Consider the following 13,208-nt stretch of genomic DNA (forward strand, 5'->3'; position numbering starts at 1 on the left):
CATTAGGCACGAAATGGCAATGGTCCGGCAATCACCATGAACCAAAGTAGCAGTATCGTTTCGTTGACCCTTTTATTGAAAGCCCCTTACTCTCCACTGCCTGCGCATTAGCAAAAGTTAAATTGGTAAAACCAATTATCTGGCAAGCCTAAAAAGACGTGGAGCAATGCTCATGACCCACCAGCCTGCCGCGATATTCCTGCCCCATACATACGCTGCCCTTGACCACTGAGAGGGAATGAACATGACACCCGGTCTGCTTGCCCTGCTCGCCATTGCCCCCATTATCGTTGCCGGCCTGCTGCTGATCGGCCTGCGCTGGCCCGCCAGCCGCGCCATGCCGGTGGTCTATCTGCTCAGCGTGCTGATTGCCCTTTCTGGCTGGAGCATGAGCTTCGAGCGCGTCGTCGCCTCCACACTGCAGGGACTGATCATCACCATCGGCGTGCTGTGGATCATTTTCGGCGCCATTCTGCTGCTCAATACGCTGCAGCACTCGGGGGCGATCCGGGCGATTCATGCCGGCTTCACCACCATCAGCCCGGACCGTCGCGTACAGGCCATCATCATCGCCTGGCTGTTTGGCAGTTTCATTGAAGGCGCTTCCGGCTTTGGGACCACAGCCGCCATTGCCGCCCCACTGCTGGTAGCCATGGGCTTTCCTGCCATGGCGGCCGTGCTGATGGGCATGCTGGTACAGAGCACGCCGGTCTCCTTTGGCGCTGTGGGCACCCCGATCGTCATCGGCGTCACCACCGGGCTGGACAGCGTGACTCTGGCGGACCGGCTGGCCTCTCAGGGCTCGAGCTGGGACATCTTTTTGCAGCAGATCACCAACGGCACCGCGATCACTCATGCCATTGTCGGCACCATCATGCCGCTGATCATGGTACTGATGCTGACGCGCTTTTTCGGCGAGCAGAAAAGCTGGAAGGCCGGTTTCGAGATTTTACCCTTTGCGCTGTTTGCAGGGCTTGCGCTGACCCTGCCCTATCTTGCGACCGGTATTTTCCTCGGGCCGGAATTTCCCTCTCTGCTGGGCGGCCTGGTCGGGCTGGTCATCGTCGTGACCGCCGCTCGTCTGCGCTTTTTAACGCCAAAAACGGTCTGGGATTTTGCCGATCGCAAGGACTGGCCGGCCGAATGGGTCGGTACGCTGCAGGTCAGAAGGGAGGATCTCACCGCCAGGCCCATGGGCCAGTGGCTGGCCTGGCTGCCCTACGTGCTGGTGGGCGCATTATTGGTCGTCAGCCGCGTCTTCCCGGAAGTGACGGCAGCGCTAAAATCGCTGAGTTTCGGCATGACCAACATTCTGGGTGAAGAGGGCATCAATGCCAGCGTCGAGCCGCTGTTTCTGCCCGGCGGTATTCTGGTGTTCGTGGCGCTTTTGACCGTGGGGCTTCATCGCATGCGTCTGCGCGAGCTCGGCGCGGCGGCCAGCGAGTCCGGCCAGGTGCTGCTCAAGGCCGGCTTCGTGCTGCTGTTCACCGTGCCCATGGTGCGCATCCTGATCAATTCGGGCATCAATGCCGCCGACCTTCCCAGCATGCCGATTGCGATGGCGCGCTACGTGGCCGATAGCGTCGGCGGCATCTATCCCCTGATGGCGCCCACTGTAGGGGCAATGGGCGCGTTTCTGGCCGGCTCCAACACCGTCAGCAACATGATGTTCAGCCAGTTCCAGTTTGGTGTGGCCGAAACGCTGGGCATCTCCGGGGCCTTTATCGTGTCCATTCAGGCCGTGGGCGCGGCGGCCGGCAACATGATCGCGATCCACAATATCGTGGCGGCCTCGGCAACGGTCGGCCTGATCGGACGTGAGGGCATTACCCTTCGCAAGACGATCTGGCCCACCCTCTATTACGTGCTGTTTACCGGCGTCATCGGGCTTGTGGCCTGCTACGCACTTGGTATCAGGGACCCGCTCATGGGCAGTTAGCGCCGGACACCCGGCGATATCCAACGTCACCCTTACGGACTCAGGGCCCAACATGATCATTTCAGCATCCACCGATTACCGCTCGGCTGCCAGACGCCGGCTGCCGCCCTTTCTGTTTCACTATCTCGACGGCGGTGCATACGCCGAATACACCATGCGGCGCAACGTGGATGATCTCGGCAGTGTTGCCCTGCGTCAGCGCGTGTTGAGAAACATGTCCGAGCTGAGCCTTGAAACCGAGCTGTTCGGTGAGCGTCTGGCGATGCCGGTGGCGCTGGCCCCTGTCGGGCTGTGCGGCATGTACGCCCGTCGCGGTGAAGTTCAGGCCGCCACGGCGGCGGCAGAAAAAGGCATTCCCTTTACCCTGTCGACCGTCTCGGTGTGCTCGATCGAGGAGGTCACCGCCGAGCTTTCCCGACCCATGTGGTTTCAGCTCTACGTGCTCAAGGATCGGGGGTTCATGAAAAACGCTCTCGAGCGCGCCTGGGCAGCAGGCGTTCGCACGCTGGTCTTTACCGTTGACATGCCTACCCCCGGGGCCCGCTATCGTGACGCGCACTCCGGGATGAGCGGCAGACATGCCGATCTTCGTCGCATGTGGCAGGCGTTTACCCACCCATTCTGGACCTGGGATGTCGGACTGCATGGCCGGCCGCACGATCTGGGCAACATTTCTGCCTACCGCGGTCATCCGACCGGCCTTGAGGACTACATGGGCTGGCTGGCCAAAAACTTCGACCCGTCCATTTCCTGGCAGGACCTGGAATGGATTCGCGATTTCTGGAAAGGCGCCATGATTATCAAGGGCATTCTCGATCCGGAAGACGCCCGCGACGCCGTGCGCTTTGGTGCCGATGGCATTGTGGTGTCCAACCACGGCGGGCGACAGCTGGACGGCGTGCTCTCCAGCGCCCGCGCAATGCCGGAGATCGCCAGTGCGGTCAGGGGGAAACTCAAGATTCTTGCCGACTCGGGGATTCGCAGCAGCCTGGATGTGGTGCGCATGATCGCGCTGGGCGCGGACACCGTGCTGCTGGGCCGCGCCTTCATCTATGCGCTGGCGACCCACGGCCGGGCCGGCGTGGTGAACCTGCTCGAGCTGATTGAAAAGGAGATGCGCGTGGCCATGACGCTGACCGGTGCCGGCACCATCAGCGACATCACCCGCGATGTGATGGTGCCGCAGTCCGGCTCGGTCATCGACTGAGTCGACACGTGTCCTGTCATCAAAAAGGCGACCCCACGGGGTCGCCTTTTTTGGTGATCAATGCCGCGATTATTCGGCAAAGCGCCGCTCGGTCTGCCATCCCTTGTTGGTCTGGATCATCATGGCGCGCTTGTGCATTGTCTCGTCAAGACCTTCAAGCCCACCCTTGTAGGCCTTGCGCAGGCTGTCGTTCTCGGCCCAGCCTGGAATATCACGTACCTTGTAGCTGTAGCGTACGTGCGACACCGTGAAGCCGCCGTCGATGGCCTGTGCGGGCGTGAAGTTATCAACGCTTTCGATACGCACCTTGCCAAAGCAAAAGCCGCCCTGCTCGAGCCCCCTGGCGCGGGCATAGCTCTCACGGCCCTCATCGGTGAGGCTGTAGCGCTGGCGACCGTCACTGATGTTCTCACGCTCAAGCAGACCCGCCTCGACCAGGGCATTGGCGCGTCTGGCGCGATCGGCCATCTCGGGGTTCTGACTGATCACGCGCTGGTGCATTACAAACGGCATACGCGGCGCCGGTGACTCCAGACAGATGGCCGGGCCCATGTTACCCACGTCATCCTCCAGCGCCGAGCGGAAGTTGCTCTCACTGGCGGCCTGATGGTCACCGCAGGCGCTCAACAGGGCGACCAGCGGTAAAAGGCCCAACATGCGATACGATGTCATCCACATTACTCCTGATTCAATGAGCATTTGCCAAGACTGATCACCAGCGTAGCTGTTTTATCCAGGATGCGACCCGGCCCATCTGATCATGTACAAACTGTTACCCAGCACGGAGGCCGGGCAACGACTCAGAGTCCGGCGCGAAATCCAGCGATCGCCCGGATGTCCTCGGGGGTGGTGCGACAGCAACCGCCGATCAGACGCGCGCCGCGCGCGTACCACTGCGCGGCCTGCTCGCCAAAGCCGGCACCGTGCGCGACACTACAGCCACCCTGCCAGGTCTTGCTGTTCGCATCATAGGTTTCGCCCGAGTTGGGATAGACAATCAGCGGCTTGTCGGTGGCGGCGGCCATCTGCTCCAGCAGCGACGGAATGTGCTCAAGCGCGGTGCAGTTGACGCCGAGTGCCGCCACCTGCGGCTGCTCATCGAGCCAGCGAGCGCATTCGGCGATCGGCGTGCCTTCACTGATGTGTTCGCCGTCCTGCGCCGTGAAGGTGATCCAGGCACTCATGTCGGGGAATTCACGCAGTACCGTGACCAGCGCCTTCGCCTCGATCAGCGATGGCAGTGTTTCACAGGCCAGCACGTCGGCCCCGGCAGCGACCAGGGCCGCCATGCGGGCACGATGAAACGCCACCAGACCGGCCTCATCGATCTCGTAGTGGCCGCGATATTCCGAGCCGTCGGCCAGATACGCCCCGTAAGGACCGACCGAGGCCGCGACCGATGGCTTTGGCCGGCCCTCATGGTCCGTTTCCTTCCAGAAGGTATCGCGCGCCTCGACGGCAAGGCTGACCGAGCGCGTGATCAGCGCAAGTGCCTCGGCCTCGCTCATGCCACGGGCCATGTAGCCCTCGAGGGTAGCCTGATAGCTCGAGGTGATGGCGATATCGGCACCGGCGCGGAAGTAGTCCAGATGCACCTCGCGGATCAGCTCGGGGCGCTCGGCCAGTACACGTGCCGACCAGAGGCTGTCGTTGAGATCGCAGCCGCGCGCTTCCAGCTCGGTGGCCAGCGCGCCGTCCACGACCAGCAGCGGATGATCGAGCAGGGATCGGGCGATGGGGTCAAGGGTCGTGGTCATGAGTTCTCCGTCACGGCAGATGAATCAGCACCGGCCTTGCGGCGCGGGTCGGTCAGATAAAAGGCCAGATAGCACACCACAATGAAGGGAATGCCGCAGTAGAGCGCGATGCGCTGGGTGGGATCAAAGGCGATGCCGACAAAGCAGAGCAGGCAGGCGATAAAAGCACCCAGCGGCACCCAGGGGTAGAATGGCGTGCGATAGCCGAGCGTGGCCGGGTCGCCACCGCCACGCACGAACTGGCGCCGAAAGCACAGCTGGCTGACGGCGATGCTCATCCACACTGCCACCACGGCAAAGCCTGAGATCGAGACCAGTATCAGATACAGCGTGTCCGGGGCGAACACACTGGAAAGCAGGGCCAGAAGCCCGCCCAGCATGCTGAACAGCAGCGCATTGAGCGGAATACCGCCGCGAGTCACCCGGGCAAAGATCGAGGGCAGGGTGCGCTGCTCGCCCAGCGACCACAGCATGCGCGAGGCGGCGTAGAGCCCTGAATTGGCTGCCGACAGCAGCGCCGTGATGATGACGACATTCATGATGTCATCGGCATGCGGAATGCCGGTCATGGCAAAGACCGTCACGAACGGGCTCTCGACCAGCCCGGCCTTTTCACGCGGCAACATGGCTGCAATCACGATGATGGTGCCGACAAAAAAGACCACCAGCCGCCAGAGCGTCGCGCGAATGGCACGCGGCACGTTCTTTTCCGGGTCTTCGGTTTCCCCGGCGGCAATGCCGATCAGCTCGGTGCCGGAAAAGGCAAAGCTGACGGCCAGCATGGTGACCAGAATCGGCATGATACCAGTGGGAAAAAACCCTTCCCGCGTGATGTTGTGAAACATCGGTGCCGGCTGCCCTTCCGGCCCGGCTACACCAAAAATCGCCGCCGCACCCACGATGATGAAGATCACCACGGTGGCCACCTTGATCAGTGAAAGCCAGAACTCGGTCTCGGCAAAGATTTTCGGTGTGAAGGCGTTGGTCAGAAAGACGATCAGTGCAAACAGCGCACTCCAGAGCCAGACCGGCACGTCCGGAAACCATTTCGCCATCAGAAGACCCGAGGCGGTAAATTCGGAGCCCAGCGCGACGGTCCAGGTCAGCCAGTAGAGCCAGGCCACCGTGTAGCCGGTGCCTGGGCCGATATAGCGCGACGCATGAGCACTGAAGGCACCGGTTTCGGGCATGTGGACGGACAGCTCGCCCAGACACATCATCACCAGATAGACCACCAGGCCACCGATCAGATAAGCCAGAATCGCCCCCATGGGGCCAGCCTGGTTGACGGTATAGCCCGAACTCAGGAAAAGTCCGGTGCCGATCACGCCACCCAGTGACAACATCACCAGATGGCGGGACCGCATGGTGCGCTTGAAATCGCGGGACGTACCGCGGGGCTCGGGAGTGTCCGGGCCATCGTATGACGCTTTACTCATGACGCTCTGCTATTGGTTGCCATAAAAAAATGCCTTTCAATAAGCAAAAGGCATAAGAGTACGCATTATACGGCTCATGAGCCCGGCGTCACTCGGTCCCTGAATATCCCTCAAGCATGTTTCACGTGAAACATTGATCTCCCAGCGCAAGCTCGCCGGGCAACGTCTCGCTCAGGCCTTTTTGACGAACTCAGACTTGAGTTTCATCGCGCCGATGCCATCGATTTTGCAATCAATGTCATGATCGCCGTCGACCAGCCGGATATTCTTGACCCGTGTGCCGACCTTCACCACCAGCGATGATCCCTTGACCCTGAGATCCTTGATCACGGTGATGGTGTCGCCATCTCTGATCACGTTGCCATTGGCGTCGCGAACGCTTTTTTCCTCCTCTACCGACGTCTGCTCGCCGTCCCGGGGCCATTCATGGGCACACATGGGGCAGACGAACATGGCACCATCCTCATAGGTGTAATCGGCCTCGCAGGCGGGGCAGCCGGGCATTGCAGACATGAGCATTATCCTGTCATTGAACAAATGATCGTGTCCCCTTCAGGCAGGGGGCAAGGACGACATGGTAACCGCTTTAAGCACCACATGACGGCGACGTTGTTGACTGCGGTCGACCATTTGTAAATGGGGTAAATGAATTCCCCTTTTGGCAACAAGTGCATTCACGGTTTATAGATATTTGTTTTTGTTGAATTTTTTAAAAATAATGGGCACTATCTCGCCTCACCGAGACCGATTCGCCCCGATCAAATCATTTCCTGACGACAAGCGGTTGCCACCGCTTCGGTATTTCATGCGCCCAGCTGCCCTTGCCTTTCTTGCCCTCGCCATGTCCACCGATGCCTTTGCGGCCGCCCTTGGCAAGGGGGCCGGCAGCGCTCGTCCGAAGTTTGTGGAGGCGCTGCGGACCGGATTGCTGTTTGGCACCATCGAAGGCATTACTCCAGTCATCGGCTGGGGACTGGGGCTGGCCGCTGCCCGGATGATCTCCCAGTGGGACCACTGGATCGCCTTCATATTGCTGCTGGGACTTGGCGCGCGCATGGTCTGCGCTGGTCTGAGACGGGACAGTGACACGCAGACTGACTCGACGCGCCAGTCGCTGGGTATGCTGATGCTGACCGCACTGGCCACCAGCATCGATGCGCTGGTGATCGGTATCAGTCTGGCCTTTGTCGACGTCAATATCGCTCTGGCGGCGCTGGCTATCGGTATCACCACCGCCATCATGGTGACCATGGGAATGATGCTTGGCCATGTACTGGGCAGCGTCATCGGCCAGCGCGCCGAAATCATCGGTGGCGTGCTGCTCATGGCACTGGGAGGCGCCATTCTGTATGAGCATCTTTACGCCCCGATACCGCTTCAGGCACTGCTGTAGCATCGCCTGAACGCTCATCCTGCGCTATAACGTAACTTAATGTTGCGGTATTGGCCGTGATTACCCCGGCTAAAGGAGCGCCCTTGTTGTCATGATCAGTACCACGCCCCCACCCGAGATCCATCCGCTCGTGCCGCTGGAGGACGTTGATGTCCCGGCCTGGCCCGAGCGTGCCGCGCTCAAGATGGCCGCACTGCGCATCCGCACGCTGCTCACACGCAGCGACCAGCGTCCCTTTATAGCCGAAGATCGCCTTGATGACAGCGTCGATGTGTTCAGCGACATGGCAACGCCGGCATTCTGCGCGCCGCTGATGGCCGAGCTGGACGAGACGCTGGCCTCCTGGGCGACCAACCCGGCCCCAAAGCAGTGGATCAAACCCCTGGTGCTTCCCCCATGCGATGAGCAGGAGTTGCTGTCGCGCTGGGCCAATCGTCACCAGCATGAGGTGCTGGCCCCACCGACACGCGACGCGCTGCTGACCGACACATCCGAACAGCAGATTGATCTCTCCGGCGACGGCGTGCTGGTCATCCCGCAACTGGAGGCCTGGTTTTTGCGTCACCGCTGCGGGCTGGGTCTGATCCGTACGCTTTTGACCACGCTGGCCGGGCTTGAGCGCCACTGCGTCGTCGGCTGCAACAGCTGGGCGTGGGCGTTTTTATGCAAGGCCGTTGACGCGCACCTGATCCTGCCCGAACCACTCACTTTCGAGCCCTTCGATGAGCCGCGCCTTCGCCGCTGGCTGGCCGACATCGCCCGACAGCAGGCCGAGGAAGGCACCCGCTTTCGCCTGAGCCGCAACGGCGAGAACGTCTTTGCTCTTGACCGCAAGGGCCGACCGCGTCAGGCGTACTTTGAAACGCTGGCCGCCCGTAGCCGCGGGATTGCCTGGGTGGCCTGGCATCTCTGGCAGCACAGCCTCAAAAAAGCCAGTGAGGAAGTCGATAACGACTGCAGCGAAGACGATCAGCAAACCCTCTGGGTGGTCGCGCTCGAGGAGTTCTCACTGCCCGGCAGCGACGGTGCCCAGGCCCTGCTGATTCTGCAGGCTCTGTTGATTCACGGCAGCCTCAGTGCCCGCGAGCTCGAGCGCGTTCTACCCGACCCCGGTTTTCAGGGCATGCATCACGCGCTTCACCGCGCCGGCTTTATCGGCGAGCGGGATGGGCGCTATTACTGTCGGGCACGCGCCTACCCCGCCATTCGCGATGGGCTGGCCACGGCAGGCTTCCCGCTCGACGGCTATTGATCCAGCCTCGTGTTCTACATCCCAAGGAGCTTTCATGGCACAGCAGGCATCGACCTCTCCTGAAGCCGCTCAGATGATCCGCGACATCAGCGACATTCACTTTGTCTCCATCGCGCTGATCATCCTGGGCACCTGGTTTGCCGTCACGCTGGTCAAGCGAACCCTGCCCTGGATTGCCGAGCGTGGCCCCAATCGGCTGCGACTATGGCTGCTGGGGGCGGTACCGATCTTTCGTCTGGTGGCCACAGCGCTGGCCGTGGCCTGGATCATACCGCTGGTATTCAAGGTGACCGTGGAGAACTTTCTGGTCATTGCCGGCGCGATCGGTGTGGCCGTCGGCTTTGCCTTCAAGGACTACATCAGCAGTCTGATTGCCGGGGTCGTCGCTCAGTTTGAAACGCCCTGGCGTGCCGGCGACTGGGTGAAGATCGGCAGCGACTACGGTGAAGTCCGCTCGGTCGGCATGCGCGCCATCAAACTTCGCACCCTGCACGATGACATCATCACGGTGCCGAACCTGAAGCTCTGGGACAGCAACGTTGCCAATTCCAACGATGGCGAGCGCACGCTGATGTGCGTGGCCGATTTTTATATCGCGCCCCACTTCGATACACAGCGCATGCGCGCTGCCCTGCGCGATGTTGCCCTCACCAGCGCCTGGCTGTGCTATGACAAGCCCATCATTGTTTTTGTCGAACAGACCGAGGTGGGCACGCACATTGAACTGCGCTGCTATCCGTTCGAGATGCGCGACCAGGGACACTTCATCAGTGACCTGACCGTGCGCGGCAAGGAGGCGATCCGGGCGCTGGGCGCCAGGGAAGTGGCCGCACCGGCGGCGGCGTCCTGAACCATCGTCACCGCGGCACCGAAGGCAGGTTCCGGGGTCACGCCGGTCCGGCCGCGATGTCGGCTTTTTCCGGCGCTCCGCTGGCACGCGCCTGCAGCTGGCGACGAATGCGATCCATGTCGTCATCACCCAGCCCGAAGCGCCAGATAGCAACGTTCATGGCCACGCAGATGGCCGCCGGAATCAGGGTCAGCATCAGGGTGATCATCAAAAGCGCCGAGCTGCCCTGCTGCTCGAGACCGGCGTCATAGCCACCCCAGGAGAGCAGAAAGCCGATCAGACCACCACCGAACGCCAGCCCCAGCTTGAGAAAGAACAGGTTGCCGGCAAAGGAGACCCCGGTCAGGCGATGACGGTGGCGCCATTCGCCGTAGTCCTCGGCATCAGCCATCAGTGCCCAGGAGATCGGCGTGCCGATACCATGGAAAAGGTTCACCAGTACGAACACGGTCGTGGCGACGACCAACAGGCTGCCCGGCACCACAAACAGCGCTATCGACGCCAGAATCAGTAAAGCGGTACTGGCCATGAATACGCTTCGCTTGCTGATGCGCCCGGTGATCAGAGGCGAAATCGCCGTACCCGCCATCTTGCCCACCACACCCAGCGTCACGAAGATAGAAATCCCGGTAGCGCCAAGGCCCAGCACCCAGTCGGCGTAATATACGGCGGCCCCCTGCCGCAGGAAGAACTGCAGGGCCTGCAGAAAGGTAATGCTCAGGATGATGCGCCATTTGGGATTGGCCGCCAGGGTACGCAGGTCTCGCCAGGGATTGCGGCTCCCCTGTTCGGCCGGCACAACGCGCTCGCGCACGGTGGCAAAGCAGAAGCCGAACATGAACAGCGCCATCACGCACATCAGCCCCATGGCGATCTGAAAGCCGCGCGCCTCGTCGCCATCCCCGATCCACGCCACCAGCGGCAAAAGGCCACTGTTGAGAATCAGATAGGCCACGCCTACCAGAACGAAACGCCATGACTGACACGACACGCGCTCACGATGGTCATCGGTAATCACGCCGCCCAGCGCACAGTAGGGAATGTTGACGGCGGTGTAGAGCAGCGACATCACGCCATAGGTGACGAAGGCATAGATAATCCTGCCCTGATCCGACCAGTCCGGCGTGGTAAACATCAATACGCAGGCAATCGCCAGTGGCACCGGAACGAACAGGATCCATGGGCGAAAACGGCCCCAGCGGCTTCGGGTGCGATCGGCAAGGGCGCCCATCAGCGGGTCGGTGACGGCATCCACGAAACGCATCGACAGAAAAATGGTGCCGACCATCGCCGGCGAAATGCCGTAAACGTCGGTATAGAAATACGACAGGTACATCACCACGGCGGCAAAGGTCATGTTGTTGCCGGCGTCGCCCATGCCAAAGCCGATTTTCTCGAGTGTGCTGATACTGCCCCTGGCCATCCCTCTCTCCCCGCAGGAATCGAATCACAGCGGCCCGAATTCATCAGACCGCCCATCGTTAGACCCTATGAGGGCCACCACGCGGGGCACCAATGCACATACCAATAACAGCAATAACTGATATGTTATCGATCGAACAAGTCAGCTGATAAGACAGAATTTTTTGGCCGCATCCTTTTTCAGGGCCCACACAAAGGTTGTAGCGACCATCCGGAATCATTGGTCGAAGACAACCGGACGGCCGCACGAATGCCCCAACCTGCCAGGCCCTCACGGTAGACATGTTTCACATGAAACAACGTATCGGCACCTGACGATGCTTGCGCCCCTTCAATCTGTCGGCAGTATTAAAAAAACCGGCGCCGCCTCATGGCGACGCCGGCCTGGCCAACGTGTCACATGTTTTACGCCGGCCCATCCAGCCCCGAGTATCAGATGCCGACCGACAGGCGAATCACGTGATAGCTCAGCGGCGCCAGGCTGCCCTTGAGCGCGCCGTCTTCCACACCCACACCTTCGCCCTTCACCGGTCGCACCTGACCCGGCTGGCTGGCCGTGTTGACGACCTTCATCTGCGGATGATTCAGACACTGATGCTCAATCAGCCGAGCGCTGTCAAAGCCGTGCAGGGCCACATCGAGATTCAGCGCCTCCTTCTGATGGCGATTGACAGCAAAGAGCGTCACGAATCCGCCCGCTTCATCGTGAACGGCCGCAATATCCAGACACGGCACCTCCTCCAGTTCACGGGTCTGATAGGTGGGGCCATCGACGGTCAGCTGTAGCGCCCGGCCACGGCCGTAGCGCGAGGCAAACATCAGCGGATAAAAGATGGTCTGGCGCCAGGCATCGCCGCCGGTGTCGGTCATGATCGGCGCAATCACATTGACCAGCTGGGCGATACAGGCAATGCGCACCCGATCGGAGCGGCGAATGAAGGTGTTGAGCACGCAGCCGATCAAAAGCGCATCCTCGACGTTGTAGACGTCCTCGAGAATCGGCGGCGCGAACGGCCAGTCGGTGCCTTCCAGCACGCGGCGATCCTGCGCCACGCTGTGATACCAGACGTTCCACTCGTCAAAGCAGATGTGCACCTGATGGCGGGTGCGTTTTTTGGCCTTGATGTAGTCGATGACGCCGGCAATCGAGACGATATAGCGATCAAGCTGCTCGGCGATCGCCAGATAGTCGCCAAGCTGATCCTCGTGGTTGGTGAAATACATGTGCAGCGAGATGTAGTCCACCGTCTCGTAGCAGTGATCCAGCACGGTGGCTTCCCACTCCGGATAGCTCGCCATGCCCGGGTTGGACGAGCCGCAGGCTACCAGCTCCAGCGAGCGGTCATAGGCCTTGAGCGCCTTGCCGGTTTCGTTGGCGAGATGACCGTACTCCGCCGCGCTCTTGTGACCGATCTGCCAGGGGCCATCCATCTCGTTGCCCAGACACCACAGCCGCACATTCCAGGGATCCTTGCGGCCGTTTTTGATGCGCTCATCGCTCCAGGCGCTGCCGCCGGGATGGTTGACGTACTCCAGAAAATTGCGCGCCTCATCGATGCCGCGCGAGCCCAGATTGACTGCCAGCATCATCTCGATACCGGCCTGCTCGCACCAGTCGGCAAATTCATGAATGCCCACCTGGTTGGATTCGCGGCTGTGCCAGGCCAGATCCAGCCGCACTGGACGCTCATCGCGCGGGCCAATGCCGTCCTCCCAGTTATACGCCGAGACAAAGTTGCCGCCCGGATAGCGCACCAGCGGCGGCGCCAGCTCGCGCACCAGTGACAGTACATCCTGGCGAAATCCCTGGGCATCGGCCTGAGGATGGCCGGGCTCATAAATACCGCCGTAGATGGCGCGGCCCATGTGCTCAAGAAAGGCACTGTAAAGGCGCCCATCGATAGTACTGGTGACAAAGTCGCGGTGCAGGGTCACGCGGGTCTGCATGG

General features: G+C 61.1%; 11 protein-coding genes. 5 read left to right on the forward strand and 6 right to left on the reverse strand.

Going from position 1 to position 13,208, the window contains the following annotated elements; all coding sequences use genetic code 11:
- Nucleotides 1-244 precede the first annotated feature (244 nt).
- Complete coding sequence (locus BM079_RS07725; protein WP_090133265.1) at nucleotides 245-1,939, forward strand: L-lactate permease; 1,695 nt, start codon at nucleotides 245-247, stop codon at nucleotides 1,937-1,939.
- A 52-nt stretch (nucleotides 1,940-1,991) separates the two neighbouring features.
- Complete coding sequence (gene lldD, locus BM079_RS07730) at nucleotides 1,992-3,146, forward strand: FMN-dependent L-lactate dehydrogenase LldD (RefSeq protein ID WP_090132615.1); 1,155 nt, start codon at nucleotides 1,992-1,994, stop codon at nucleotides 3,144-3,146.
- Between the two features lie 69 nt (nucleotides 3,147-3,215).
- Here the strand turns inward: lldD and BM079_RS07735 are convergent, their stop codons facing one another.
- The 4 genes from BM079_RS07735 to BM079_RS07750 all read right to left on the reverse strand — a co-directional run bounded on the left by BM079_RS07735 (nucleotide 3,216) and on the right by BM079_RS07750 (nucleotide 6,855).
- Nucleotides 3,216-3,818 carry a helix-turn-helix domain-containing protein gene (locus tag BM079_RS07735; protein ID WP_090132618.1) on the reverse strand — a complete coding sequence of 201 codons (603 nt, stop codon included), beginning with the start codon at nucleotides 3,816-3,818 and terminating at the stop codon, nucleotides 3,216-3,218.
- A 128-nt stretch (nucleotides 3,819-3,946) separates the two neighbouring features.
- Nucleotides 3,947-4,903, reverse strand: a complete 957-nt coding sequence (gene mmuM / locus BM079_RS07740; protein WP_090132621.1) for a homocysteine S-methyltransferase — start codon at nucleotides 4,901-4,903, stop codon at nucleotides 3,947-3,949.
- Nucleotides 4,900-6,342 (reverse strand): amino acid permease, encoded by a 1,443-nt coding sequence (locus BM079_RS07745; protein WP_217639652.1) that lies wholly within the window; start codon nucleotides 6,340-6,342, stop codon nucleotides 4,900-4,902. Before BM079_RS07745 ends, mmuM begins: the two co-directional genes overlap by 4 nt.
- A gap of 171 nt (nucleotides 6,343-6,513) precedes the next feature.
- Nucleotides 6,514-6,855, reverse strand: a complete 342-nt coding sequence (locus BM079_RS07750) for a zinc ribbon domain-containing protein YjdM (protein WP_090132627.1) — start codon at nucleotides 6,853-6,855, stop codon at nucleotides 6,514-6,516.
- A gap of 292 nt (nucleotides 6,856-7,147) precedes the next feature.
- Between BM079_RS07750 and BM079_RS07755 the strand changes: the two genes are divergently transcribed.
- From BM079_RS07755 to BM079_RS07765, 3 genes are all read left to right on the forward strand, one after another.
- Nucleotides 7,148-7,735, forward strand: a complete 588-nt coding sequence (locus BM079_RS07755; RefSeq protein ID WP_090132630.1) for a manganese efflux pump MntP — start codon at nucleotides 7,148-7,150, stop codon at nucleotides 7,733-7,735.
- A gap of 91 nt (nucleotides 7,736-7,826) precedes the next feature.
- Nucleotides 7,827-8,987 carry a hypothetical protein gene (locus BM079_RS07760; RefSeq protein WP_090132631.1) on the forward strand — a complete coding sequence of 387 codons (1,161 nt, stop codon included), beginning with the start codon at nucleotides 7,827-7,829 and terminating at the stop codon, nucleotides 8,985-8,987.
- A 34-nt stretch (nucleotides 8,988-9,021) separates the two neighbouring features.
- Nucleotides 9,022-9,837: a mechanosensitive ion channel family protein gene (locus BM079_RS07765; protein WP_217639653.1), complete on the forward strand. Its 816-nt coding sequence runs from the start codon at nucleotides 9,022-9,024 to the stop codon at nucleotides 9,835-9,837.
- A gap of 37 nt (nucleotides 9,838-9,874) precedes the next feature.
- Here BM079_RS07765 and BM079_RS07770 read toward each other — a convergent pair whose 3' ends face one another.
- On the reverse strand, nucleotides 9,875-11,260 hold the full coding sequence (locus BM079_RS07770; protein ID WP_090132637.1) for a glycoside-pentoside-hexuronide (GPH):cation symporter: 1,386 nt from the start codon (nucleotides 11,258-11,260) through the stop codon (nucleotides 9,875-9,877).
- A gap of 431 nt (nucleotides 11,261-11,691) precedes the next feature.
- Entirely contained in the window at nucleotides 11,692-13,206 is a 1,515-nt protein-coding gene (arfA, locus tag BM079_RS07775) for an arabinosylfuranosidase ArfA (RefSeq protein ID WP_090132640.1), read from the reverse strand.
- Nucleotides 13,207-13,208 lie beyond the last annotated feature (2 nt).

This window comes from Kushneria avicenniae (genome assembly GCF_900112585.1).
GTDB lineage: Bacteria > Pseudomonadota > Gammaproteobacteria > Pseudomonadales > Halomonadaceae > Kushneria > Kushneria avicenniae.